The following is a 25547-nucleotide window of genomic DNA, read 5'->3' as shown; positions in this document are numbered from 1 at the left end:
AGAGATGCGTTGCTTTCCCGAACGGTGTGCCCATCAAGCAACGCTTGATCGGTTAACAGCGCCAATCGTCATTGCGCGCATGCAACTGCGTGATCGCGCAGTGACTATCGCGCACCGCTCGGCGTGCATCCGAAGCGGCGGCGGAAACAGCGATTGAAATAGGCGATATCGCTGAAGCCGCAGATCATGGCGATCTCGCTGACGCGCATTGCACTGCTGTGCCGGTCCTGCAGCATTTGATAGCTTTTCTGGAGACGCAATTCGAGCACGCGTTCGGAAAAGCTGACACCGGTTTCCTGCAGGAGATCGTGAACATAGCGCGGCGACAGCTTGAGCTCGCGCGCCACACCCTGCGCTGAAATTCCGGGATTTGCATAATTGTCCGCGATGCTGGCCAGAACCGCTTGCAGCCTGGCAGCACGGAGGCCGCGAAGGCCTGCAAGTTCGGCCATCTCGCCCTTCGCCCCGGTCGCAAGTCCAATCAGATCGAGCAATGTCGTCTCTGCATGCGTGAGGAGAGACGGATTCGTGAGGACGGGTCCGGACTCGAGAAGCTGGCAATAACGTTTCAGGAGCGTGAGCGCCTCATTGTCGTTCCCGATTTTCAGCGCCAGCCTGTTGTCGATATGCGGAAAGGCCTGGGTCAGAACCTTGCGCGGGACGACCACGTTCATCCAGACATTCTCGTCGGCGCCAAACATTGTCAGTGGCTCGGAGGCTGTGACCAGAGCCGCCTCCCCCCGGCCGACCGAATAGTGGCGACCGACCTGCCCACCAGCCAGCTCAGTCCCGGCCTTGTTGATCAGCAGGAGATAACTATCATTGCCATCGTCGGCGATATTACGCGCCTTCCGCGTCGCCTGCTTGATCGTTCCGGCCATCTGACCGAGGACCAGCGGTCCGATACTCGTGGCCTCGATCACAGCTTCAAAAGGCAGTTTATCGGACACCGCGTATTCGACCGACCAGATCTCCGCAACGTGAATATCCTGCCAAAGGTCGAACTTGGCCTTTTCGCCGAGATGAAGCGACAAGTCCCTGGACGAAAACGCAGTCTTTTGCACGGGCGGCCTTTCGGTATTCAGGATTTGGGATGATCGCGCCGGCGTCTTGCCGGACATCTTCCATCTTCCCCGTCAGCAGGACTGAGGTGTTGGTCTGGTGCCTCTGGCAAGGCGCTCGCATGTGTCGTTTTGAGATCGCATGTCGTTCGACCCAGGCGGAGAGAGTCTGCATGCCGACCTGATCGAAAGGTGAGCGCGTAATTCTGCGTGGCCAGAGCGCGCGAGAACTAGCATACAACTATCATACAACTATAATGTGTCAAAGCGTCGCGATGGGCTCTGCTCGCAGCCATATCAAGCATTGGATTTAATGTGCTATCGTACTTGTTGCACCCTCACGCTTGCTGCATGATCTGCCCAAAGCTGGGACGTGCATGTCACGCGTCACACAGTTAAAGAACCAGGGAGGCAATATTCGTGCGCTTGAAAAGACTGACCGTCACACAACTTTCACTCGCCGGTGCTTTGACGCTTGCGCTGTTGGCCACATCCGCGCACGCGCAGATCTCCGACGATGTCGTCAAGATTGGCGTGCTCACCGACATGAACGGTCCGGCCTCGACGCCCTCCGGCCAAGGCTCTGTGGTCGCCGCTCAGATGGCTGTCGATGATTTCGGCGGCACCGTGCTCGGCAAGCCGATCAGCATCATCATCGGCGATCATCAGCTCAAGCCCGATATCGGCGCCAGCCTCGCGCGGCGCTGGTACGATGTCGATCAGGTAGATATCATCGTCGACGTGCCGGTCTCTGCCGTTGGTCTTGCCGTGCAGAATGTCGCCAATGACAGGAAGCGGCTGTTCATCACCCATTCGACCGGCGCTGCGGACTTTCACGGCAAGTTCTGTTCGCCCTATACGATGCAATGGGTGTTCGACACCCGTGCGCTCGCCGTCGGCACCGCACAGGAAGTGGTGAAGCGCGGCGGCGACTCATGGTTCTTCATCACCGACGACTTCGCTTTCGGCCATGCGCTGGAACGCGATGCTGCGGCTGTCGTCACCAAGACCGGCGGCAAGGTGATCGGCTCGGTGCGCCCGCCGTTCGGCGCATCGGACCTCTCGTCCTTCGTGCTGCAGGCGCAGGCCTCCAAGGCCAAGATCATCGGCATCGCCGGCGGCCCGCCGAACAATATCAACGAGATCAAGACCGCCGGCGAATTCGGCGTGTTCAGGGGCGGGCAGCAGATGGCGGCGCTGCTGGCGCTGATCACCGACGTCGACTCGCTGGGGCTGCAGACCGCGCAGGGCCTGCTGCTCACCACCGCTTTCTACTGGGACATGGACGACAAGACCCGCTCCTGGTCGAAGCGCTTCTTCGAGAAGACCAAGCGCATGCCCACCATGTGGCAGGCCGGCGTCTATTCCTCGACCATGGCCTATCTGAACGCCATCAAGGAAGCCGGCACCGACGAGCCGCTAAAGGTTGCCGCCAAGATGCGCGAGAAGCCGATTGAGGATTTCTTCGCGCGCAACGGCAAACTGCGCGAGGATGGCTTGATGGTGCATGACCTGATGCTGGTACAGGTCAAGTCCCCCGAAGAGTCCAAGTATCCGTGGGACTACTACAAGATCCTCGCGAAGATTTCCGGCGAGGACGCATTCGGGCCGCCCGATCCGGCTTGTGTGTTGGGGAAGAAGTGAAGGGTGAGTGGCGACTAGCGAATGGCCGCCTCCATTCGCTACGCGCCATTCCGCTCCCTACTTCACCACCCCGATCTCCCTGAAATACTTCAGCACCCCGGGATGGATCAGCGCCACATCAGGCGCTGACGCCACGGTGTTGCTAGCCGTCGTCTCCTTCGCCTGCGCGAGCCGCGCGCCAAGCGCGGCCTCGGCGCCGTGCAGCGTCTTCGCAAGCCGATAGGCGACATCATCCGGCAGCGTTTCCCGCGCGAGGATGTAACTCCATGAGCCCACCGACGCGATGGGAACCGGCTGGTTCGGATAGCTGTTCGCGCCCACCAGCATCGGCTTGAGGAAGGCGTGCTTGGCACGGATCTGCGCGATCTCCGCCGCATCAGGCGCAATGAAGCGCGCGCCGCCCGGGCTCTCGCTCATGGCCTTGAAACCGGGCCAGCCCAGTCCCGCGCCCCACAATGCGGCAACGCGGCCGTCCTGCACCATGGCCGGGCCATCGCCGGCGCGATCGAGATAGACCGACTGGAAGTCCTTGTCCTGATCGAGACCAAGCCCGTCCAGCACATAGCGGGACAGGATCACGAGGCCGGAGCCCTTCGCGCCGAAGGCGATCGGCTTGCCGACGAGATCGCGGATCGTCCTGTAGGGACTGTCGGCGCGCACCACGAACATGCCGGGATTGGAATAGAGCGCGGTGATGATCTTCAGCTTCGTGGGGACCCGCCCGATGCCCTTGAAGGCTTCATAAGCGGGCTCGCCGGCCACCAGCGCGAGATCGAGCTGGCCGGCCTCCAGCAGCGGAATGTTTTCGGTCGAGCCCTTGGTATTGCGCGTCACGAGCGCCAGCGACGGATCGGCCTTGTTCATGACCTCGGCAAAGGCGTCGCCATAGAGCGGAAAGCCCCCGCCGGGCGTCGCCGTGCCGAGACTCAAGTTGAAACCGGGATTTGGCGTGGTGGTCGACATCGGCTTGGCTCCTTCCTGCGCAACGGCCGTTGTGACCACCAGAAGTGCTGCGCAAAGAAGCGGCATCATTTTCATGTGGCATCCTGACGTCGTTCGCCCTGCATTCGTTGAGCCATGCTTGTAGGCAAAATCCGAATTCTGTGAAAGCATGGAGGTAACGGGTAGCAAGCCCGATCGAACGATGGCGCGTATCACCGCCGCGATTTTCATGTCTGGGAGGGATTATGATCGCTTTTCTGCGTGCTGCTGTTCTGTGTCTTGTTGGCTTCGCCGGTCTTGCCACGACAACCCTCCCCGCCTCGGCTGCCGGCTATCCGGACCGGCCGGTGCGCTGGCTGATTGGCTTCGCGGCCGGCGGCCCCGTCGATATCGTGGCGCGCATCATGGCGCAGTGGCTATCGGATCATTTCGGCCAGCAATTCGTCGTCGAGAACCGCGCAGGCTCCGGCGGCAATCTCGCCGCCGCTGCGGCCGTCACCTCGGCGCCGGATGGCTATACGCTGCTGTTCGTGGCGCCGAACAACGCGATCTCCACTTCGCTCTACAAGAAGCTGCCCTATGACTTCATCCGCGATACCGTTCCGGTCGCCAGCATCATGCAGCTCACCAATATGCTGGTGGTATCAAACGGCATGCCGGTAAAAACCGTCCAGGAGTTCATTGACTACTGCAAGGCCAATCCCGGCAAGATTTCATATGCTTCGTCGGGCAACGGCACCTCGGTGCATATGTCGGCCGAATTGTTCAAGGCGATGACCAAGTGCGACATGATCCACGTGCCCTATCGCGGCTCGGCGATCGCCTTTCCCGACATCATCTCCAACAAGGTCCAGTTGATCTTCGACAACCTGCCTACCGCGCTCGAACAGTCGCGCGGCGGCACCGTCCGTGCACTCGGCGTCACTTCTCCGCAGCGCTGGCCGATCGTGCCGGACGTCCCGGCCATCGCCGAGACGGTGCCCGGCTTCGAGTCGGTCGGCTTCTACGGCATCTCCGCGCCCAAGGGCACGCCGCCGGACGTGATTGCCACCCTCAACAAGGCCGTGGGCGAAGCGCTCAAGGATCCCAAGCTGATCGCGCGGCTCGCCGAGACCGGCGGCGTGCCGAAGCCAATGACGCCTGAGGAATTCGGCAAGCTCATAGCCACCGAGACCGAGAAATGGCGCAAGGTGGTGGAATTCGCCGGCGTCTCGGTCGACTGAGCTGGACGCTCACCGCGACCATGGCGGGCAGCAGCTGAGAGCTGCTGACCGCCCCGGCGACCGGATAGGCAAATCCAGCAGCGCCGGGAAGCCCGGGAAGAACAGCGCGACGAGGATGATCGAGAGCTTCCTGGCGAAGGCCGGGATATCGCAAGGCCGAGGCTGCCGGCAATCAGGGCAATGATCGGACAGATGCCAGCCCAGCGAAACACCCGCGCCTCCATGCGTTGACATTGCGCGGGCCAGCGTCACCGCCGGGCCGAAGTTCCGGCCCTCCGGACCACGGCATTGCCCGCAGGCGACGGCCGATATAAGGAATGCCTGCACCGCCGTCCCCCGCTCCCGTGCGCCGGACGCCGGCGGGGCCTGTAGCTCAATGGTTAGAGCCGACCGCTCATAACGGTCTGGTTGCAGGTTCGAGTCCTGCCGGGCCCACCAGTTGCACCTGCGTTGTGCGCGGAAGGTCGGCGGAGTGTGTCGCGGCTCCGAATATTGCCCGCTTTCGGCCTCCAACATTGACCCCAGTGAGGCAGAAAATTCCAAAATAGGTTTCGACACTTACGGCGCACTAGGCGGGGCCAACCTTGGGCCCCGATTGGGGATCAAGAGCCACGCCGATCCACAGATTCACCCTTTTCTTGACGGCCACGGCCGCGTAACCCGCCTGTTCTCACAAGCGCTCTTGCATGAGCTCGATGTCGGATCTGAGCTCTGGTCAGTCTCGCGAGGTCTAACGCGCAGCGTCGACACCTACAAGGCGATGCTGCAGGCGGCCGACGAACCACGCCGCGGGGATCTCGACGGCCGGGGCAACCTGACGATGGCGGGCTCACCGATTTCTGCAGATACTTCCTTCGACCTGCATCGACCAGTTGGACTTCGTGGAAAAGCTTATGGAGCCGTCCGAGCTGCTGCGCCGCATGGGGATCTGGGCATAGGAAGAAACTGCCACAAAAGGCTCCAGAAGGGATCATGGCAGATTCTGCGTATGGCAGTCTTGGATGGCGAGTTCGCCCGCGGCGACGCCGTGGATTTCACCGGCTACGCAACCCGCTAGGGGCGCACTGTACTTAATGACCTCATCGGCCAAGGCTCTGATCTCTCCTACCAGCCGAAGCAACGTCAGGCTGGGCTTCCCGACTGAGGTGGTTGATCGCTGGTTTCCGTGCCTCTACCAACAGGCACCATCTTAGACGAGCGTTATGGCTGCTGCCGCGTTCTCTGTTCGCGTCTCGGAGTGAATTTTTCGACGACATCAACGAGAGACAAGCGCGTGCGTCACCGCCAACGCCATGGCAGGATATCGAACAGGCTGCCCAGCGAGGTGAAGCCAGAAATGACGTTCTCGCACTGACTCCCTGACCTCAGATTGAGCATGTATTCACCAGCCATATCCGGCTGGTTCGACGTGCCGGACACCCGTATGAATGCACAATCGTAGCCACCCGCATTGAACGTAAAACCCGGTAGCGTTCCAGCCGATCCGCCAGCGACGACAGCACGTGATTTGAAACTTACCAAGTAGTTCTGGGCCTTCAGGCTAATTTGCTTTCGAGCGACCGCTTCTAGCAATTCCGCTTTTGTGGAAAACGTCGAGCGATAGCTCCAGCTCTGGAAGCTTAGTGGGGGAGATGTCTCCGTCGCAACCCCATCACTCCAGGTACGCCCGACATCGTCCCTGTAACGGCTGTCAAATTCCGGCTGGCCACCCTGCAGGCCACTATCGAATTCGCTGTGGGGCACGAGGTGGTTTGAGCTGTACTGAATTCCGCTCCGATCCTTTACCCAATTGCCTGCGTTTCGGAAAAGATACTGCTGCTGTGGATCGTTTCCTCCGATCTTCACCAGGGCGACATGAATCGAGGCGAAAGTCGGCTGCGAGTCGACCGCACCATTGTGATTTATGGCGAATTTCAGCATCCCCGACGTGTCGGTAAGATTGATGCAGCGCCCTCTTGGCAGGACAAAGTAATGGCTGCCGCGGACAAAGCCAACGGTCCCGAATGGCTCGCCTGCAAACTCGCTTTCCCTGTCATTGTGTTCCCAGCTTCCGCAAGTCGATCCAAACGCGCTGCTATTCATGGAAATGAAGAAATGGGTCATTACCGCCGCAAAACAGCACGCTAAGCGCATCATCGTCCATCCGCTTTCCATGTTGGCAGCTGCTAATGTCCTGGCGCTACCGGGGGCGGCGGCGCTGGGGGCACGACCGGGGGCACAGGAGCCGGAGGTGCTGGCGGTTGCGCCGCCTGCGGCTTCGTTAAAAAAGGCACGGCAAATTGGAAAACCAGCACAACTGCTGCGAAAGTCGAAATGTTCGACTTGAATGACAATGTGCGGTGAAACGTATCCTGCAAGACCTTGTCAGCTTCATCCGGCACCAGCAGAAGAAACCACGCGAGATAGCTGACAATCATCAGCGCGATCTGCGGCATAGAGTCGATTTTCAAGACGCGCCGCGCATACGTCGGAAGAAGCACCACCAACCCTATTCCAATAAAAATCAGGCTGTTCGCATTGTCAGACAGGAACGTCTTTAACAATATGACCAGACTGATGAACTCGCCCGGGACTGTTTTCGCGATCGTCTCAACGGGATTGTCGTTGGGCTTCTGTTGTTGGTCCAAAATGACCCTCCATACGCGGCAACGGATAGTAGCTATTATATGCACCGATCGCGAAGCGCTAACATATGCCCGTTGTCATCGGCTGTAGATGAAATCGTAACAAGAAGCGGCAAATGCAGTTGAGTTGATAGTAACATCGCCCGACTGCCGTCAAGATATCGGCAAACTTTGATCAATGGCAACTCAATTTTTGGTTGCGTCGCGGATAGAGTGCCGCTCTAATCGGCGCGGGCTTGGGGAGTAGCTGTGAAAGACCTTTGCGTAATCGCATGCTTTGTCATGCTTGCAGGCTGCGCCACCGCGCCGGTCGAGGAGACCAAGGCCTTTGGGTCTGCCGTGGCGGCGGTAACGTCCGCAGCGGACTCCATCCTGGACGATTTCAACACGGCAGAACGAAATCGCTTTTATCGTCAGAGAGGTAGGAGCTTTCGTCTCAAGACAGCTGATGAAGCTTATTACTACTCTACGATCGCTGAGGCCCCTGCGACCCGCCAGTTTCGACGTGCGATGTCTGTGGTCCGGGACTATTCTGAACTGCTGAGAATCCTCGTCGACGGCACAAACGTACAGGCTGTGCATGTAAAGGCGCAGGCTCTCGCAGATACTGTCAGCTCGATAGTTGCAGATCCGAGGGTAAAGTTGGTCGTTGGAGCGTTGCTGCCACTGATCGATCAGCTTTCGGCCGTGGCCAGCATAGAGGAGGCTAAGCGTCTAGCCGTCGCGGGCGATGGCCCCATGAGGGAGCTGCTCGTCTCACTCCGGTCTGCTGCACCGGTCATCCTTGACGAGTTTCTCAGTGACATTCAGGAAAACAGCGCAACGCCGCAGCTAGATATCAACAAACGCGCAACTGAGCGGCGTGTGGCAATTTCTAACTACATTGTCCTGCTTGATCGTCTAGGTGAAACGTTCTCCTCGCTGATCCGAGCATTCGAGCATCCCACAAATCCGGTATCGCTCGCAACTCTGGTGCGAGCAAGCAGCCTCTTGGAAGCTGATGTGATTGCTTCCCGTAAGGCTTTGGCAGCGCTACGTGGCAGTTCAACATAAATCGGGACCCGGACATGGCTGACGATCCAATCGACCAGATTGATGATGCAATGGCGGCGCTTCGCGCAAAGATCCAGGGGCCCCCCCCGCCGCCCGACAAGGCCAACTTAGAAGCCGCGTACTCCCAACTGGGTTCTCGAAGGGACGAGTATGTTGGCAACGCGATAACTGCGGCCATGGTTGCAGTTGGCAAGGCTGCGGCCGCGTTGCAAGCTGTCGTGGAATCCGCGAACACCGACCCAATCGAGATATTCCAGGCAAAATTTGCTAAAGCAGCGGACAAGCTTCAGATCGCGCTGCCGGATCCACCCGATGCACACCTGGTAAGCAACAAGCCGCTCGGACACAATCTGGCGGCAGCACCATCTTTCATGAATTCAGGCCTCGCGACTCCCCTTACAAAGGCGGGCTTGCAGAACGCTTGTCAACAGCTCGGTGTGAAGGCTGCCGAAGTCTGGGCAATCGTTTTCACAGAGACAGATCCTCCGTACTGCGGATTCTGGGCAGACGGGCGGCCTCAGATTCTTTTTGAGCGGCATATTTTTCACAGATTGACAGCAGGAAAGTACAGCGCCTCGAATCCCGATATCAGTAATGCAGAATCCGGCAATTACGGTGCTTCAGGAAAACACCAGTACGACCGGCTTGCTCAGGCCATGGCTCTTGATGAATCCGCCGCTCTGCAAAGCGCGAGCTGGGGCATTAGCCAGACACTTGGAACAAATTATCGCCGCGTAGGATTCTCATCGCCCCAGGAGATGGTTAAAGCAATGTTTCTTTCTGAAGACGAGCAACTTCTTGCCGGCGTAAGGGGGATACAGTCGTCCAACATCGCAGTGGCTCTGCAGACACACGATTGGAAGGGGTTTGCGTCGGTCTATAATGGATCCGGTTACTGGAGGAATAACTATGATGATCACTTGCGAAGTTGGTATGAAAAGCTCTCATCCGGTGCCAGTCCAGATTTGGACGTTCGCGCCGCGCAGGTCTATTTGATGTATCTGGGTCTCGATCCAAGCACTATCGACGGTGTATGGGGAAAGCGAACCCAGTCCGCGGTCAATATCTTTCGGGGAAAACAAGGCCTTGCGCCGGTCGATTCTTTGGACGACCAGACTTTGTCCTGCATTGCCAGTGAAGCGTCGAAGGCTATTGGTTTCCGAGCAGATTTAACCGTATAAGCTTCGATAGAGGAGCTCCTCGCACCGGCCGGATAATCGAACACGACACGCTGACGCGCCCACCGTGGTGCCGAAAGCCCGAACCCGCGCTTCAACGCGCATGATTTGCCCCGAGCCCGCGAGGGCGTGGTACTCGACCTACGTCCGATGATTCTAGCCTGTTGAGGGCAAGGTACTGCCGCGCCATCGTCAAGACCGGCTCAATCGCCACCGACGTAGAAGCTCGCCGCCTCATCCAGAGTCTCACGACCGAGCGCATGACTAGCAACGTCTTACCCGCCACGGAACGGGCAGAGGGAGTGGCCTTCGTAGCCATCGAGATGTTGGCCGAACATCGTGCTACTCGAAAGTTTGACGCCTTTCAACGTGGCACCCGACAGCGACGTGCGATCACTGCGCGCACATCACGTCCAAGGTCTGATCGATCAGCGAACTGCGCGACGATCACAAGTGAAGCTTCGCATCATCGAAAAGGCCCTGTGAAAAATACGTCACGGATCACTGAGAATGAAGCTGCCGCGGCGAGCAATTAAAGCAGCGCAAGCAACTATTGTGACACCGTACTAAGACTGGACATTTTGGCGTGGCAGCCACACTGCCTGCCACGGCGTGGAAACTGCTTCGCCGGTCGGCCGTAGCTGGATCATTCGCTCCTCGCAAAGGTGACCGCATGCGCCAGCTTCTGATGTTCATTGTCGTCCTGATCGGCCTCGCCGTTCCCGCCTCCGCGGCAGACGATGTCGCGGCCGCGCGCGCGATCATCAGCGCACAGGCCGATGCGTTTGCCCGCGACGACGGCGCCAAGGCCTATGGTTTCGCCGCCCCCGCCATCCAGGACATGTTCACCGATCCCGAGAGCTTCATGAACATGGTGCGCAATGCCTATGCACCGATCTATCGCCATCGCAGTTTCGAATTCACCGAGAGCGACACATCCGGCGGCACCATCGAGCAGAAGGCCCGCATCGTCGATGCCGATGGCGTGCCGTGGGATGCGCTCTACACGCTGGAGCCGCAGCCGGATGGCAGTTTGAAAATCAGCGGCTGCATGCTGTTGAAGGTCGGCGAGGGCGTGTAGCAGGCCACAGCGGCATTCACATTCGCACCGCACATCATCTATAACAGGTCCTGCACTTCTCTCGTCCTGCGGTTGCTTCCGGGGTGAATTTGTTGCGGTATCTGTCCCTCAGCGCACTGTGTCCTATTGTCCTGGGCAGCCTGCTGGTATGCGGGATGCCGACACTGTCGATGGCCGACGCGCGCCGCCTGTCCCTGATGCCCGATCCGCGCGGCGAGTTCATCCGGCTCTGCGCACCGTTCATGGTCTCGCGCTATGCGCATCCCGAGGCGATCTGCGACTGCGTGCGGAACGCGCTGATCGGCGAGATAGGCGATCGCGACATTCTCGATGCCATCCTGTACGGCGTCACCGAGCGCGGCGTGCCCACGCTGAGCGAGAACTGGCTATCGCCCGAAAAACGAAGCTTGATCCCACGGACCATGACGGCAATTGCCGAGCCGACGCTGGATTGCATGTTCGGCGACGGCCCGGCCAAACGCGCCCTCGAAAACGTGCCGATCGATGGATTTCCGGCGATGCCGCCGGTGCAGGATCTGACGCCTTAGGCGACCGACGTTGCCGACTGGAAAGCCAGCCGACGGCGCGCGCGCAGCATCAGCGCGGTGATGATGGTGACGTTGAGCGCATTCCAGGCGAGCCCGTTCATGAACGCTGCCGCATAGGAGCCCGTGGCGTCGAAGATCACGCCGGACATCCAGCCGCCAAGCGACATGCCGCCTACCGTACCCAGGATAACGATGCCGACCCGGGTCGCGGCCTGGGACGCCGGCATCGCCTCGCGGATGATGATGGCATAGGCCGGCACCAGACCGCCCTGGAACAGGCCGAACATCGCCGAGATGATGTAGAGCGAGGCCAGACTGTCGAAGAACAAATAGAACAGCAGAGCGAATCCCTGCAGCAACGAGCCGAGCAGCAGGGTGCGAATGCCACCGATACGATCGGCCAGAAAACCCGAACCGACACGGCTGACAATCCCGCAGGCCAGCATCAGCGACAGCATTTCGGCGCCGCGCGTCACGCCGTAGCCGAGATCCCCGCAATAGGCGACGATATGGACCTGCGGCATCGCCATGGCAACGCAGCAGCCGATGCCGGCCACGAAGAGAAGCGTCGTCAGCGTGTTGTTGCTGAGCTGGAGATCCACCTTGGGCGGCGGCGCATTGACGTGACTCCGTCGTGTGACCGTGCCCATCTGCGCGCGCAGAACCGCGAGCATCAGGAGCATCAGGACGGTTGTGACGACCCCGACACCGATATGCGTCAAGCGCCAGCCAAAAGTCAGAATGCCCCAACTGACAATGGGCGGCCAGAGCGTGCCGCCGATATAGCTGCCGGTCGCAGCGACGGTGACCGCGATGCCGCGCCGGCGCTCGAACCAGTGCGACGCCTCCGCCATCAGCGGCCCGAAGGTCGCCGACGATCCTGCCCCGATCACTACATGCAGAAGATTGAACTGCCAGAGTGCCGTGGACTGCGACGCAACGAGATAGCCGATACCCATCAGGACGGCAGCGAGCGCAATGGTGGCCACGATGCCGAACCAGTCGGTGAGCTTGCCGGCGACCACGCCGCCGAGACCGAAGCCGACCATGGTCAGGGTAAAGGCCAGCGACGCCGCGCCGCGGCTGGCCGCGAAGTCGGCCTGCACGGCCGGGAGCGCCACCACCACCGACCACATGCCAACCGACCCGAGCGAGCCGATGACCAGGGCAAGCGACAGCCTGATCCAGGCCTGACGGGAGTCGGGCAGGAACGGCATCGAATCTGAGGTGGGGGTCGCGACGGTCACGGCGGCAACATCCTCGGCGCGTCCCCACAGGTCAAGGGACATGCCGAAGGATTAGGCATGCAGAAGCAGTGCAACAGGGGCGGGCCGCGAAACCGGGCCCGGGTTGTGGCAAAGCCGCGCCAGTAACGCCTCGTTAACCCTTTGCTAACCATACACACGGCAAAAATTGCCGAGTGGAGTCGCGTCTCGTCAGCCGACCGGGGGAATGCCCGTGGATGCCAGTGCGGTGCCTCACTTGCGGATCGGCGGCCCTTCGGCCGCCGCGCAAACGTTCGGCAGTCGCGAGCGACATTCGCGCGGGGAAGCGGCATCGATGACGGATTTGATCGCGGGTCAGGGTCTCGGAGCGCCGCAGAGCGGCGGCTTCAACTTCACCGACCTTCGCACCATGGTGATGCGCGGCGACCTGGCGCTGGCATTCGGCGTTCTGACCATCCTGGTCGTGCTGATCATGCCGCTGCCGGCCATCGTGCTGGATCTGTTTCTGGCGATCTCGATCACCATGTCGGTGCTGATCCTGATGACGGCGCTGTTCATCCAGACGCCGCTGGAATTCTCGTCGTTCCCGACCGTCCTGCTGATCTCGACCATGCTGCGGCTGTCGCTGAACATGGCCTCGACCCGGCTGATCCTGTCCCACGGCCACGAAGGCACTGCCGCTGCCGGTCACGTCATCGAGGCGTTCGGCAATTTCGTGATGGGTGGCAATTTCGTCATCGGCATCATCGTGTTCGCCATCCTGGTGATCGTGAACTTCGTCGTCATCACCAAGGGTTCGGGCCGTATCGCCGAAGTCGCCGCGCGCTTCCAGCTCGACTCGATGCCCGGCAAGCAGATGGCGATCGACGCCGATCTCTCCGCCGGCCTGATCGACGAAGCCACCGCCAAGGCCCGCCGCAAGGACCTCGAAGACGAAAGCGGCTTCTTCGGCGCCATGGACGGTGCCTCGAAATTCGTCCGCGGCGACGCCATCGCCGGCCTGCTCGTCGTGTTCATCAACATCATCGGCGGCATCATCATCGGCGTCGCCCAGCAGGGCCTTTCCTTCGCCGAAGCCGGCCGCACCTATACGCTGCTGACCGTCGGCGACGGTCTGGTGACGCAGGTGCCGGCACTGATCGTTTCGACCGCCGCTGGCCTGCTGGTGTCGAAAGCCGGTATCAGCGGCGCGGCCGACAAGGCGCTCATCAAGCAATTTTCCGGCTATCCGCAGGCGCTGGGCATGTCGGCCGGCGTCATGCTGACACTGGCGATGCTGCCGGGCATTCCGATGCTGCCGTTCCTCGCACTCGGCGGCGGTGCCGCCTATCTCGCGATCAACGCCAACAAGCGCAACAAGGTCGCCCGCGCCGAAGTCGCGCATCAGGCTGCAGCGCCCGCCGCTGCCGCAGCAGCACAGGCCGCCGCCGCGGACGAGCCGATCTCCGCATCGCTCAAGATCGATGACCTCAAGATAGAACTCGGCTACGCGCTACTGCCGCTGGTCAACGGGCCGGACGGCACCGATCGCCTCACCGAGCAGATCAAGGCGCTGCGCAAGTCGCTCGCCGTCGAGATGGGTTTCGTAATGCCGTCGGTCCGAATCCTCGACAACGTGCAGCTCGAAGCCAACACCTACATCATCAAGATCAAGGAAGTGGACGCCGGTACCGGCCGCATCTGGCCGAACCAGTTCATGGTCATGGATCCCGGCGGCAACCAGGTCAATGTGCCGGGCATTCACACGACAGAGCCGACCTTCGGCCTGCCCGCCACCTGGGTCGATGCCGGCCTGAAGGAAGAAGCCTCGCTGAAGGGCTACACCGTGGTCGATGCCGCCACGGTATTGTCGACGCATCTGACAGAACTGCTGAAGGGCAATATGTCGGACCTGTTGTCTTATGGCGAGGTGCAGAAGCTGCTGAAGGACCTGCCAAAGGAACAAGGCGAGCTGGTCAAGGATATCGTCCCGTCGCTCATCACCGTGTCGGGCATCCAGCGCGTGCTGCAATTGCTGCTCACCGAACGTATTTCGGTGCGCGATCTCTCGACTATCCTCGAAGGCATTGCCGACGCCCTCGCCTTCTCGCGCAACCCGTCGACCATCGTCGAGCATGTACGTGCGCGCCTCGCGCGACAGATCTGCGCGCAGAACACCTCCTACAACGGCTACCTGCCGCTCATCGCACTGTCGGCGCAGTGGGAACAGGCCTTCGCGGAATCGATCATCGGCACCGGCGAGGAGCGCAGCCTTGCGATGCAGCCGTCGAAGCTGTCGGAATTCATGAGCACCGTACGCGATCGCTTCGAACAGGCCGCGCGCGAAGGCGAAGCGCCGGTGCTGGTTACCTCGGCATCGATCCGGCCGTTCGTGCGCTCGCTGGTGGAACGGTTCCGCTCGCAAACCACCGTGCTGTCGCAGGCGGAAATCCACCCCCGCGCCCGCCTGAAGACAGTCGGCAGCGTCTGACCTGCCGATTCAAGGCCGAAAACGCCGCCCGAAAGCGATGCAAATTCGTCACAGACAAGGGATTTGCCAGAATGTCGCATCCCAAGGCAATTTTAGGCCAGATGAACGAATCAGACACAACATACTGATAATAAATAATAATTCATGAACTTGGAGGCTGGATCCGGTGCTCCAGTCGCGCCGGATCACGTCTTATCACTGCCTTGTGATCGCCTATTTGGAACGTAAAGGCCCAATACTACGTTTCTTGAGCGTGATCAGTTGAACCTGCCGATGCGAGCCCGACACCAACGGACGTAGGCAGCGTAAGACGGCAGGGAGCGTTTCCATGAACCACTCGATTTACAGCGCGGATCGCATGACCCACCTCAAGGTGGTGATCGTTGCTCTCGTCGCCGGTATTTTCGTTGCAGGCTTTGGAATCTCGGCCCGTATGAATGCTGACGAAGGCTACAGCCAGACCGCGAGCGCTCGTGTCGTCAAAGCGGGCCAGCCTGTCGCTGTAACCAATTCGAACGCCAGCATGGTGCGCTAAGGAATTTAGAAATTCGCGTGGCGATGTCCCCCAAGGTCGTCAGGTGAATGTATAGAAGCTCTACTTCCCCCCGAGTGAGCTTCTGAATGGAAAACGCCCGCTCCCCACGGGCGTTTTTCTTTTGTCTGTACTTTGGAAATGTCGCGGCACTTCCGCATGACGAATGAACGGAGGGATCACCGCGGCACCGGCGGCACGGTCTCGATCAGCTTGCCGGTAAACACGATCGGGCCCGTGGCGCTGCCGGTCGGCGAACCGCCTTCCGGCTCGACGGTCACGGCATAGGTGGCCTGATTGACGACATCGGGATCATAGGCCGCGAGCGCAGCGCGCGACGTGAACTCGTTGCTGCCAATCACGCCGAGCGAACGCGGGCGCTGCAGTTTGTCGGACACGATCCAGAGCTCGTAGCTCTTGCCGGCCTGCGGTTCGGCGCCAACCTTGCGTACTGTAAAGTTTTTTGTCGCCGCATCGACAGTGAGGATGAATGCCGGCGACGCAGCGTCGGTCTGCAGCAAAGCCACATACTGAGCCTGCGCGGCAGTTGCAGTCTGCGCGGTCGTTGGCGCGGGCGCCTGCACCACCTGCTGCGTTGCCTTCGGGCGCAAGCTCGCCGGCAGCAATTCGGGGCGATAGGCCTGCACGGCAATCAGCGCAACGAGCATGGCGGCAATCGCAGTCATGCCGGTGGCGATACTGCGCCAGCGCTTCGCCTGTTGCGAGAAGTCGATCACGTTCGAACCATCGAGTGTCGGACGATCAACTGCCGGACTATCGATGACGGATGGTTCAGCGGCAGCTGCAACGGCAGGCTGCGCTGCTTCCGGATGCACGATCGCGTCCTGCGTGCCGGCTAAACCGATTGCCGTGCGGATTTTCTCCCAGACCTCGGGACGCGGTTCGACCAAGCCGACCATCTGATTCAAAACGCCGAGCTTGCGCTCCCACGCCTCGACCACCGCGGCAAAATCCTTGTCGACGGACATCATGGTCTCGACCTGCACGCGCTCCTCGGCACTGAGCGTGCCAAGCGCATATTCTGCGGCAAGCGCGATATGGTCTTCGCTATAGGCCATCATGTCAGTCCCAGACACTCCCGGATGTCCATCATACTGCGGCGCAGCCACGTCTTCACTGTATTGACCGGCGCTTCGAACTTCGTCGCGAGTTGCTCGCGGCTCCAGCCGTTGTAGTAAGCAAGCAGAACCAGTTTCTGCCGGTCCGGCTCAAGCCGGCCCACGCACTCCAGCAGGCGCTTCAATTCCTCGGTCATTTCCCGACGCGCGAGCGGATCAGGTGTATCGGCTGCCACTTCCATTGCAGCCGGCTCTTCCTCGATGGACGTTTCGCTTCTCTTGCGAACCACATCGATGGCCCTGTTGCGAGCAATCGACACCATCCACGTGATCGGCGACGCGACACCGGGATTGAACTGCCCGGCGCTGTTCCAGATCCTGACATAGGCCTCCTGGATGACTTCTTCCGCGAGATCCTGTCTGCGCAAGATACGGAGCACGACTCCAAAGAGTTTCGCGCGCGTCGCTGCATAGAGTCGCTCGAAGGCGACTTCATCCCCTTTGGCAACTGCGGCAAGAAGCCAGACCAGTTCAGCCGGCGTCAGCATTACGTCTCCCCAACCTCAATATACCTTTAGCCTTACGGAGGTGCCGCCCGGCGGTATTCACTGTCGTAACATAGATCACGTTTGACGAGCCATGACCCTGTTTATGCTGTGGACAGACCACAAACAGCAAACCCGGACCTCGCGGCCCGGGCTTGATGACTTCAATCTTGGAAATCTTGGAGGCTTGTGGCTCGCCGCTGTTGCGGATCAGGCCACTGCACCGATGCGGGCACGCATCAGGCCAATGCTGTCGAGGTCGGCCTGTTCGCGTGCGTTCTCTTCGTCGCGCGCGCGGGCCTGGTCGCGCTCGTCGAGCAGTTCGACCTTCTTGAGTTCCTCGAATGCTTCGGAGAGCAGCGCCTTCGCGTCTTCGAGCTGCACGCGCAGCTCATCGGCGGAACGCGTCAGGTTCTCGCGACGCTGGATCGCAGCCTTCGCGTAGGTCGGGTAGGCAAAGTGGGTGGGATCCTGAATACCGGCGCGATCCTGCTCGGTCTGGATCTCACGCTCGAGATCGACCGACATGCGCTGGAAATCCGCGATCATGCCTTCGATCTGATTGACCCGTCGGCGCTTCTCATCGACCTGGAACTTCTTCAGGCGGATCAGGGTGTCACGTGACTTCATCGACTCATACTCCCCAGAAGTCCCAGTCTCAACACGGGACACAACCGGCTGGCCGCAAGGGGCTGGCCGGTCGAAATTCTTCTCTGAGGGGCATGATGGCCTGACAAAGTTAGCGTTCCGTTTCCAAACTACCAACGATTTGTTGCAGTTGCTGATAACCTTGGGCCAGCCCGCAGACTTCGTCCTTACGCTGCCGCAGGAATGCCTCAAGCGGCTCATGCAGCCGGATCGCCTCGTCCACTTCAGGACTGGACCCTGCGCGATAGGCCCCTAAGCGGATCAGCTCCTCCATATCGGAGTAGGTCGCCATGATCTGCCGGGCGCGCGTAATGGTCGGCAGATAGGCGGGATCGCACGACCGCGGCATGGTTCGCGACACCGACTTCAGGATATTGATAGCCGGATAGCGGCCGCGCTCGGCGATACCGCGCTGCATCACGATATGGCCATCGAGAATGCCGCGCACGGCGTCAGCAACGGGTTCGTTGTGATCGTCGCCGTCGACCAGCACCGTGAAAATGCCGGTGATCGAGCCTTCGTCGGTGCCCGGCCCTGCCCGCTCCAGCAGTTTCGGCAGTTCGGTGAACACCGTCGGTGTGTAGCCTTTTGCTGTGGGGGGTTCGCCGACGGACAGGCCGATCTCGCGCTGCGCCATGGCGAAACGCGTGACAGAGTCCATCATGCACATGACGTCCTTGCCCTCGTCGCGGAAGAATTCCGAGATCGACAGCGTCAGATAGGCCGCCTGACGCCGCATCAGCGCCGGCTCGTCCGAAGTCGCGACGACGACCACAGCGCGGGCCAGACCTTCTTCGCCGAGATCCTCCTGAAGGAATTCCTGCACTTCGCGGCCGCGCTCGCCGATCAGCCCGATCACAGAGACGTCGGCGTCGACGTTGCGCGCCAGCATCGACAGCAAGACCGACTTGCCGACGCCCGAGCCCGCAAAGATGCCCATGCGCTGGCCGCGGCAGCAGGTCAGAAAGGTATTGAGCGAGCGCACCCCGAGATCGAGCGGCGCGCCGACGCGTTTGCGGGAATGCGCCGGCGGCGGAGACGCGCGATATGGCATCGGTGCCGGCCCCTGCAACAACGGCCCCTTGCCGTCGATCGGTTCGCCCATGGCGTTCACGACGCGGCCGAGCCAGGCGATCGAGGGTCGCACCTGACTGGCAGCATTGGCGATCACAGCGCGGCAGCCGCGGCGTACACCTTCCAGTCCGGCGAAGGGCATCACCACGGCGTTGTCGCCACTGAAACCGATCACCTCGGCGGGGATGGAGCGGCTGGTACCGGTCTCGATGGTGATGCGGGCGCCGACCGACATCGCGTGGATCGGCCCGGCCACCTCGACCATTAACCCTCGAACACCGACCACCCGGCCGTAGATGTTGACGCCGTCGAGGTCGGTAATCTGTTCTGCAAGGGCTTTCATTGCAAAACCCTTAAGTTTCGCTTCATTGCCGGCCCGGCCTTAACCCCGTGTTTACCCGCATCGTTAATCATTACGTCACTGTCTTGGATGACTGAGAGCATTCGCGCCATCAGAATGAAGGGGCGAGTCGATGGAGTCGGTTAAGTCCGGCTCTTAATGTGGAGCTTGAGCGGGTACGGTTACAAAAAGAGTCTTTGCTGCAACATCTTATGGCGATTCGACAAAAATTGCACGATTAGAGCTTGCGCTGAAGAATCAGGTTTTGTTAACCATATCCAGTCAGGATCCGAATCAGTTGTTCGTAGGCGTTTTTTGGTGCCGCAAGTATGGCGGCCGACCTGACGCCCGGAGCGGCGACTAAAGGGGACTGGCATGCGCGTTTTGCTAATTGAAGATGATAGCGCCGTTGCGCAGTCGATTGAGCTGATGCTCAAATCCGAGAGCTTCAACGTCTATACGACGGATCTCGGTGAAGAGGGCGTCGATCTCGGCAAGCTCTACGACTACGATATCATCCTGCTCGATCTCAATCTGCCGGACATGTCCGGCTACGATGTGCTCAAGCAGCTGCGGGTGTCCAAGATCAAGACACCAATTCTCATTCTCTCGGGCCTCGCCGGCATCGAGGACAAGGTCAAGGGTCTCGGCGTCGGCGCCGACGACTACATGACCAAGCCTTTCCACAAGGACGAACTGGTTGCCCGCATTCATGCGATCGTGCGCCGTTCCAAGGGCCATGCCCAGTCGGTCATCCAGACCGGCGACCTGGTGGTCAATCTCGATACCAAGACGGTGGAAGTCGGCGGTCAGCGCGTCCATCTGACGGGCAAGGAATACCAGATGCTGGAGCTGCTTTCGCTCCGCAAGGGCACGACCCTCACCAAGGAAATGTTCCTCAACCACCTCTATGGCGGTATGGACGAGCCCGAACTGAAGATCATCGACGTATTCATCTGCAAGCTGCGCAAGAAGCTGGCGAATGCTTCCGAAGGCCGCAACTTCATCGAGACCGTCTGGGGCCGTGGCTACGTCCTGCGCGAGCCGCACGAAGAAGAAATCCGCATCCCGGCCTGAGTTCAAGCCGGCCTGATCTCTCCCCGAAAAGTTCTCAGCAAAGCCCCGCCGAAAGGCGGGGTTTTTGTTTGCGTGGATGAACTCTCCCATTGCTCGCCGAGACGAATACAATAAGCGGTATCGAGCGATGTCGCTTGAAGCGCATTCGGGGGCGGAATGGTTCTGCAATCTCTGGTCGGGCTGCCGGCCTTTCTCGTTTACTTCTGCACCGGCATCGTCGCCGTGATGCTCTATCTGTTCGTCTATCTGCGCGTGACCGCACATGACGAATTCGCACTGATCCGCAAGGATTGCGCGCCGGCAGCGATCGCGCTCGGGCTGAGCCTGCTCGGCTTCGTGCTGCCGGTGGCCAGCGCCATCGTCCACTCCGCCAATGTCATCGACTGCCTGATCTGGGCGATGGTCGCGCTGATCGTGCAGATCGCCGTCTATTTCATCTTGCGCATTCCGGTGCCGCAATTGTCGGATCGCATCGCCAATAGCGAGATCGCGCCGGCCCTATGGCTCGGCCTCGCCTCACTTGCCGCTGGCGTGCTCAACGCCGCCTCGATGGTGTATTCGCCATGACAAGCGAGCCGGCGAAGGACTTTGGCAAGCGCCGGCCGGTGCAGCCGATGCATGAGGAAGCTCCCTCGCGCAAACGCTCCAACCATGTGGCGCTCCTGCTCATGGGTACCATGGCCCTGGGCGGCGGCGCCTATGCGCTGATGCCGAGCGAACATTGCGACCCGAACCGCGCCGCCATCGCGGGGCAGCAGCAGGAGTGTCAGCAGCGCAGTTCGTCGTCATCCACCGGCGGCCATGGCTATTCAGGGGGCAGCAGCAGTTCATCTTCCGAACGCAGCAGCTTTGCCAGCAATACGTCCTCGTCAAGCAGCCCTGACGGAAGCTCGTCATCCAGCAGCAGCCATGTCACCCGCAGCGGTTTCGGCTCGTTCGCATCGCATTTTTCCGGCGGCGGCTAGTTTCTCATGCAACGCATCGCATGTTCCGAGCGCGATGATTGGCAGGCCACCGCGGCCGCGACGGGCTTTACGTTTCACACCGAGGCCGGCGACCGCTATTGGGACGAACGCGCCTATTATGCCTTCACGCTGGACGAGATCGAACAGCAGATCGAGGGACCGACAGCCGAGCTCAACGACATGTGCCGCGAGCTGGTGAGCCGCGCGGTCAAGGATGAACGCACCTTGCGGCTGCTGAAGATCCCGCAGACTTACTGGACGCTCATCGCCGCAAGCTGGCAGCGCAGCGATCCCAGTCTCTACGGCCGCTTCGATTTGCAGTTCGACGGCAAAGGCCCGGCCAAGCTGCTCGAATACAATGCGGACACGCCGACCTCACTGTTCGAAGCTGCTGTGTTTCAATGGACCTGGCTCGAACAGGCGATCCAACGCCAGATCATCCCGAAACGCGCGGATCAGTACAATTCGCTGCATGAGCGACTGATCGAAGCCTGGCGCAAGATCGGTGCCGGCAAGGCGCTGCATCTCGCAGCCACCATGGACAATGCCGAGGACCGCGGCACAGTGCAGTATCTCGCCGATGTCGCACAACAAGGCGGCCTCACGCCGACGCTGATCGATATCAGGGAGATCGGCTATACGGACGCCAGGTATTTCGTCGACCTCAAGGACCGGCCGATCGAGCTGATGTTCAAGCTCTATCCCTGGGAGTGGATGTTTCGCGAGGAATTCGGTGGCCGCCTGAAAGGCGCCTCGACGCGCTGGATCGAACCGCCGTGGAAAGCCATTCTGTCCAACAAGGGTATCCTGCCGCTGCTCTGGGCGATGTTTCCGAACCACCCGAATTTGCTTCCGGCCTATTTCGACGATGATGCTGCAGCCGCCGGGCTCGGCACATCCTATGTGCGCAAGCCGCTCTATTCGCGCGAAGGCGCCAATGTCACGCTGGTGAGCGGTGGCAGCGCCATCGAAGCCCAGCCTGGTCCCTATGGCGAGGAAGGCTTCATCCGGCAGATGCTCATGCCGCTGCCGAACTTTGCGGGTCAGTATCCGGTGCTGGGCAGCTGGCTGGTCGATGAGGTGCCGTGCGGACTCTCGATCCGCGAGGATGAGAATCCGATCACCGGCAACATGTCACGGTTCGTTCCGCACGCGATCCTGTGACGGCGCTCAGCGCGCCGACGCAGCGGCGGCCTTGAGACCCACCGGCGTCATGCCAGGCACGATCGACGGTGCGGCACGCAGCATGTTCGGACGGTACAGGCCGCGCTTGTCGGCATGCGGCTTGAACGCGTCGGTCAGCCCGACGACAGTCTCGGCAGCGCCCAGCGCCAGGAAGCCATCGGGCTCCATGCACTTGGCAAGGCGGCCAAAGATCTGCGTCTTCATGTCCTGATCGAAATAGATCAACACGTTGCGGCAGAAGATGATGTCGAACTTGCCCAGGCTGGAGAAGTCCAGCAGCAGGTTCAGCGGGCGATACTGGATCATCGAGCGGATGTCCGGGTTGATCTGCCACATCTCGCCGGTCTGCTTGAAGTATTTCACCAGAAGCTGAATCGGCAGACCGCGCTGCACTTCGAACTGGGTGTAGATGCCCGACTTCGATTTCTCGAGCACCTGCTGCGAGATGTCGGTACCGATGATCTCGATTCTCCATCCGGCGAGCTGGGCGCTCATTTCCTTGATGGTCATCGCGATCGAATATGGCTCCTGCCCCGTGGACGCAGCTGCACACCATATCCGCAGGCTCTTGCGGGCGGCCCGTGCCTGGATCATCTCCGGGAGCACGACATCGCGCAGATGGTCGAATGGAACCTTGTCGCGGAAGAAGAAGGTTTCGTTGGTGGTCATCGCCTCGACCACGTCGGACGCGAGCGCGGACGAGCCGTTCTTGATCTTCTGGACCAGTTCTTCGATGCCCGAGAGGCTGGCCTTGCGTGCGAGCGGCATCAGCCGGCTTTCGACCAGATACTGCTTGTCAGCAGACAGGTCGAGACCCGAACGCTCCTTCAGAAACTTGCGCAGGAAATCGTAGTCTGCCGGTGTCATGACCGATCTCCCGAGAAAAGACGAACCACTTTCGAACCGATTTGATTGAGCGGCAGGATGGCGGAGCAGATGCCCGCATTGGCGGCAGCACCGGGCATACCCCATACCACGCTCGATGCTTCGTCCTGCGCGATGACATTGCCGCCAGCCGCGACGATATCCTTGCCGCCGCGCATGCCGTCCGACCCCATGCCTGTCAGCACGACGGCGAGGATGGCGCCCTGCCAGACGTCGATGGCGGATGTGAACAGCGGATCGACAGCAGGCTTGCAGAAATTCACCGGCGGTCCGTCATCAAGCGCAATGGCGATGTGCGCGCCGTGCTTGACGGCGCGCATATGCTTGCCGCCCGGCGCGAGGTAGATCTGGCCGGCCTTGACGAGCTCGCCATCGATACCTTCGCGAGCCGGACGCTTGCTGGCCCGCGCGAGATGTTCGGCGAGAATGGTCGTGAAGGTCGGCGGCATGTGCTGCGTGATCAGCACTGGCACCTTGTCAATCACAGCACCGATTTCGGCAACCAGCGTCATCAGGGCCTGGGGACCACCCGTGGACGAACCGATCAGCAGCGCGCGCGGCGTCACGGCGCTGAAAGGACGCTTCACGAGCTGCGCCTGCGCAGCGACTGATGTGGCGGACCGGAATGACGGCGCAGCCTCGCGCACCGCGGCAACCGGAACGATCGACGGGGTCGTCGCCGACTTCAGGCGGCGCACCTTGGCGCCGAGATGACGGATCTTCTGCAGCAGATCGTGCTTGAAGACGTCGGCTGCGGACATCTCCCGCGTGCTCTCCGGCTTAGGAATGTAGTCTGCGGCGCCGAGTGACATCGCCTTGAAGCTGATCTCCGCGTTGCGGCGGGTCAGCGTCGACGCCATGATGATAATGAGATTACGCTTCTTCGCCAGCAATTGCGGCAGCGCCGAAATGCCATCAAGTTCCGGCATTTCGATATCGAGAATGGCAATATCGGGATTGATGCGCTCGATCTGGTTGACGGCATCGAGACCAGTGCGGAGCGAAGCTGCGACGGTCATGTCGGGCTCAGCCTCGATCCAGCGCGAGATCAGGCCGCGAATAACGACGGAGTCGTCCACCACCATGACTCGCAGCGGCTCATACCGCGAATCGACAACAGGGGGACTGATCACATCAACACTCATGAACTCACCGGACGCAACACAACGCGACAAATGCACTGAAGAAACAAATGCACAAACAAAACAAAAAAGGCTGGGCGCCGGAAATCAGAGACGGAATTCCGGCGCAGAAATCAGATCAGGCCGACTTCCTGAAACTTCGCCGACACGATTTCCTTGTCGAACGGTTTCATGATGTATTCGTTCGCGCCGGCGTGCAAAGCGCGCGCGATATGGGCCACGTCGTTCTCCGTCGTGCAGAACACGACCTTCGGAACGTCGCCGCCAGGCATGCGGCGCAGGTTACGCAGGAACTCGTAACCATCCATCACCGGCATGTTCCAATCGAGCAGAACTGCGTCCGGCAGGTTCTGCTTGCAGATATCGAGCGCTTTCTCGCCGTCCTCAGCTTCAGTGATCTCGAAATCGAGACCTTCGAGAATCCGACGGGCGACCTTACGGATGACACTGGAGTCATCGACAACCAGACATGTCTTCATGTGAGCCTCATTTCCACCGCGGACAAAATGATCCAAATGCCGGTCTTAGGCAGCTAGCTTGTCAGGCGAGATTTCAAGAATACGATCGACGTCGAGCACGACCATCAGCTGACCATCGAGACGATGGACACCATCGGCCATCTTGGTCATGCGCGGATCCAGATTGACCGGATTCACTTCACGGCTCTCATCGGCGAGCTTGAGGACTTCACCGATCGAATCGATCAGCAAGCCGTAGGATTCACCGCGGAGATCGACGCCTACCGCCATCGGCGGCTTGCCGTCCTCGTTCTTCGGCAGGCCAAGACGCGAACGCATGTCGATCGCAGTGACGATGCGCCCACGCAGATTGAGCACGCCGGCGACATCGCTGGAGGCCAGCGGCACGCGGGTCAGGCGTTCCGGCATGAACACGTCCTGCACGCGCGAGATCGGCATGCCGAACAGCTGTCCACCGATCATGGTGGTCACGTATTCGGTGATCGCGCCGTCAGCGCTCGGAGCCTTGGTGGTGGTGGTGGTGGTGGTCGTGGTGCTGGTCATTGC

The 25547-nt window shown here is 60.5% G+C and carries 26 protein-coding genes and 1 tRNA gene; 14 read left to right on the top strand and 13 right to left on the bottom strand.

Annotated elements, in window-relative coordinates:
• Nucleotides 1–104: 104 nt before the first annotated feature.
• A complete protein-coding gene (locus ACEK02_RS04810; RefSeq protein ID WP_371420652.1) occupies nt 105–1121 on the bottom strand; it encodes a helix-turn-helix transcriptional regulator in 1017 nt (338 codons plus the stop codon).
• A 375-nt stretch (nt 1122–1496) separates the two neighbouring features.
• Here ACEK02_RS04810 and ACEK02_RS04805 point away from each other — a divergent pair, with 375 nt between their 5' ends.
• The gene (locus ACEK02_RS04805) at nt 1497–2705 is read left to right on the top strand and encodes an ABC transporter substrate-binding protein (RefSeq protein ID WP_371420697.1); all 1209 of its coding nucleotides are present in this window, start codon (nt 1497–1499) and stop codon (nt 2703–2705) included.
• Between the two features lie 57 nt (nt 2706–2762).
• Here ACEK02_RS04805 and ACEK02_RS04800 read toward each other — a convergent pair whose 3' ends face one another.
• A complete protein-coding gene (locus ACEK02_RS04800; RefSeq protein WP_371420651.1) occupies nt 2763–3743 on the bottom strand; it encodes a TAXI family TRAP transporter solute-binding subunit in 981 nt (326 codons plus the stop codon).
• A gap of 149 nt (nt 3744–3892) precedes the next feature.
• Here ACEK02_RS04800 and ACEK02_RS04795 point away from each other — a divergent pair, with 149 nt between their 5' ends.
• The 3 genes from ACEK02_RS04795 to ACEK02_RS04785 all read left to right on the top strand — a co-directional run bounded on the left by ACEK02_RS04795 (nt 3893) and on the right by ACEK02_RS04785 (nt 5927).
• Nucleotides 3893–4870: a Bug family tripartite tricarboxylate transporter substrate binding protein gene (locus ACEK02_RS04795; protein ID WP_371420650.1), complete on the top strand. Its 978-nt coding sequence runs from the start codon at nt 3893–3895 to the stop codon at nt 4868–4870.
• 362 nt (nt 4871–5232) lie between these two features.
• A tRNA-Ile gene (locus tag ACEK02_RS04790) sits at nt 5233–5308 on the top strand.
• Nucleotides 5309–5465: 157 nt separating this feature from the next.
• Nucleotides 5466–5927, top strand: coding sequence for a hypothetical protein (locus ACEK02_RS04785; RefSeq protein ID WP_371420649.1), 462 nt, complete (start codon nt 5466–5468; stop codon nt 5925–5927).
• Nucleotides 5928–6148: 221 nt separating this feature from the next.
• On the opposite strand, the gene ACEK02_RS04780 is transcribed toward ACEK02_RS04785, so the two are convergent.
• The gene (locus ACEK02_RS04780) at nt 6149–7006 is read right to left on the bottom strand and encodes a hypothetical protein (RefSeq protein WP_371420648.1); all 858 of its coding nucleotides are present in this window, start codon (nt 7004–7006) and stop codon (nt 6149–6151) included.
• Between the two features lie 29 nt (nt 7007–7035).
• A complete protein-coding gene (locus ACEK02_RS04775; protein ID WP_371420647.1) occupies nt 7036–7497 on the bottom strand; it encodes a hypothetical protein in 462 nt (153 codons plus the stop codon).
• Nucleotides 7498–7743: 246 nt separating this feature from the next.
• On the opposite strand from ACEK02_RS04775, the gene ACEK02_RS04770 reads away from it, so the two are divergent.
• From ACEK02_RS04770 to ACEK02_RS04755, 4 genes are all read left to right on the top strand, one after another.
• Nucleotides 7744–8547, top strand: coding sequence for a hypothetical protein (locus tag ACEK02_RS04770; RefSeq protein WP_371420646.1), 804 nt, complete (start codon nt 7744–7746; stop codon nt 8545–8547).
• Nucleotides 8548–8561: 14 nt separating this feature from the next.
• On the top strand, nt 8562–9728 hold the full coding sequence (locus tag ACEK02_RS04765) for an N-acetylmuramidase domain-containing protein (RefSeq protein ID WP_371420645.1): 1167 nt from the start codon (nt 8562–8564) through the stop codon (nt 9726–9728).
• Between the two features lie 670 nt (nt 9729–10398).
• Nucleotides 10399–10806 carry a DUF4864 domain-containing protein gene (locus tag ACEK02_RS04760; protein ID WP_371420644.1) on the top strand — a complete coding sequence of 136 codons (408 nt, stop codon included), beginning with the start codon at nt 10399–10401 and terminating at the stop codon, nt 10804–10806.
• Between the two features lie 155 nt (nt 10807–10961).
• On the top strand, nt 10962–11354 hold the full coding sequence (locus ACEK02_RS04755) for a hypothetical protein (RefSeq protein ID WP_371420643.1): 393 nt from the start codon (nt 10962–10964) through the stop codon (nt 11352–11354).
• Here the strand turns inward: ACEK02_RS04755 and ACEK02_RS04750 are convergent.
• Nucleotides 11351–12571, bottom strand: a complete 1221-nt coding sequence (locus ACEK02_RS04750; RefSeq protein WP_371420696.1) for an MFS transporter — start codon at nt 12569–12571, stop codon at nt 11351–11353. The two genes, ACEK02_RS04755 and ACEK02_RS04750, sit on opposite strands and share 4 nt — an antisense overlap.
• A gap of 241 nt (nt 12572–12812) precedes the next feature.
• Between ACEK02_RS04750 and flhA the strand changes: the two genes are divergently transcribed.
• Together flhA and ACEK02_RS04740 are read left to right on the top strand one after the other, a co-directional pair.
• The gene (gene flhA / locus ACEK02_RS04745; RefSeq protein ID WP_371420642.1) at nt 12813–15050 is read left to right on the top strand and encodes a flagellar biosynthesis protein FlhA; all 2238 of its coding nucleotides are present in this window, start codon (nt 12813–12815) and stop codon (nt 15048–15050) included.
• Nucleotides 15051–15378: 328 nt separating this feature from the next.
• Nucleotides 15379–15585 carry a hypothetical protein gene (locus ACEK02_RS04740; protein WP_371420641.1) on the top strand — a complete coding sequence of 69 codons (207 nt, stop codon included), beginning with the start codon at nt 15379–15381 and terminating at the stop codon, nt 15583–15585.
• Nucleotides 15586–15761: 176 nt separating this feature from the next.
• Here the strand turns inward: ACEK02_RS04740 and ACEK02_RS04735 are convergent, their stop codons facing one another.
• From ACEK02_RS04735 to fliI, 4 genes are all read right to left on the bottom strand, one after another.
• Entirely contained in the window at nt 15762–16661 is a 900-nt protein-coding gene (locus ACEK02_RS04735; RefSeq protein WP_371420695.1) for an anti-sigma factor domain-containing protein, read from the bottom strand.
• Nucleotides 16661–17209, bottom strand: coding sequence for a sigma-70 family RNA polymerase sigma factor (locus ACEK02_RS04730; RefSeq protein ID WP_371420640.1), 549 nt, complete (start codon nt 17207–17209; stop codon nt 16661–16663). Before ACEK02_RS04730 ends, ACEK02_RS04735 begins: the two co-directional genes overlap by 1 nt.
• 207 nt (nt 17210–17416) lie before the next feature.
• A complete protein-coding gene (gene fliJ, locus ACEK02_RS04725) occupies nt 17417–17836 on the bottom strand; it encodes a flagellar export protein FliJ (protein ID WP_068737112.1) in 420 nt (139 codons plus the stop codon).
• Nucleotides 17837–17945: 109 nt separating this feature from the next.
• Nucleotides 17946–19271: a flagellar protein export ATPase FliI gene (gene fliI, locus ACEK02_RS04720; protein ID WP_315841180.1), complete on the bottom strand. Its 1326-nt coding sequence runs from the start codon at nt 19269–19271 to the stop codon at nt 17946–17948.
• Nucleotides 19272–19643: 372 nt separating this feature from the next.
• On the opposite strand from fliI, the gene ctrA reads away from it, so the two are divergent.
• The 4 genes from ctrA (at nt 19644) to ACEK02_RS04700 (ending at nt 22474) form a co-directional block, all read left to right on the top strand.
• Complete coding sequence (gene ctrA, locus ACEK02_RS04715) at nt 19644–20345, top strand: response regulator transcription factor CtrA (RefSeq protein WP_068737116.1); 702 nt, start codon at nt 19644–19646, stop codon at nt 20343–20345.
• A 156-nt stretch (nt 20346–20501) separates the two neighbouring features.
• Nucleotides 20502–20912 (top strand): DUF350 domain-containing protein, encoded by a 411-nt coding sequence (locus ACEK02_RS04710; protein WP_371420639.1) that lies wholly within the window; start codon nt 20502–20504, stop codon nt 20910–20912.
• Complete coding sequence (locus ACEK02_RS04705; RefSeq protein WP_371420638.1) at nt 20909–21310, top strand: hypothetical protein; 402 nt, start codon at nt 20909–20911, stop codon at nt 21308–21310. Before ACEK02_RS04710 ends, ACEK02_RS04705 begins: the two co-directional genes overlap by 4 nt.
• A gap of 6 nt (nt 21311–21316) precedes the next feature.
• On the top strand, nt 21317–22474 hold the full coding sequence (locus ACEK02_RS04700; RefSeq protein WP_371420637.1) for a glutathionylspermidine synthase family protein: 1158 nt from the start codon (nt 21317–21319) through the stop codon (nt 22472–22474).
• Between the two features lie 6 nt (nt 22475–22480).
• Here ACEK02_RS04700 and ACEK02_RS04695 read toward each other — a convergent pair whose 3' ends face one another.
• The 4 genes from ACEK02_RS04695 to ACEK02_RS04680 form a co-directional block, all read right to left on the bottom strand.
• Nucleotides 22481–23362: a protein-glutamate O-methyltransferase CheR gene (locus ACEK02_RS04695; RefSeq protein ID WP_371420636.1), complete on the bottom strand. Its 882-nt coding sequence runs from the start codon at nt 23360–23362 to the stop codon at nt 22481–22483.
• Complete coding sequence (locus tag ACEK02_RS04690; RefSeq protein WP_371420635.1) at nt 23359–24525, bottom strand: chemotaxis response regulator protein-glutamate methylesterase; 1167 nt, start codon at nt 24523–24525, stop codon at nt 23359–23361. The genes ACEK02_RS04695 and ACEK02_RS04690 overlap by 4 nt, the downstream gene beginning before the upstream one ends.
• A 110-nt stretch (nt 24526–24635) precedes the next feature.
• Entirely contained in the window at nt 24636–25001 is a 366-nt protein-coding gene (locus tag ACEK02_RS04685) for a PleD family two-component system response regulator (RefSeq protein WP_371420634.1), read from the bottom strand.
• Between the two features lie 45 nt (nt 25002–25046).
• Nucleotides 25047–25544 carry a chemotaxis protein CheW gene (locus ACEK02_RS04680; RefSeq protein ID WP_371420633.1) on the bottom strand — a complete coding sequence of 166 codons (498 nt, stop codon included), beginning with the start codon at nt 25542–25544 and terminating at the stop codon, nt 25047–25049.
• Nucleotides 25545–25547 lie beyond the last annotated feature (3 nt).

The sequence above is a fragment of the Tardiphaga sp. genome (assembly GCF_041424195.1).
In the GTDB taxonomy this organism is placed as follows: Bacteria; Pseudomonadota; Alphaproteobacteria; order Rhizobiales; family Xanthobacteraceae; genus Tardiphaga.
Note: the sequence above shows the minus strand (reverse complement) of the source record. Positions and strands in the feature narration are given on the sequence as shown.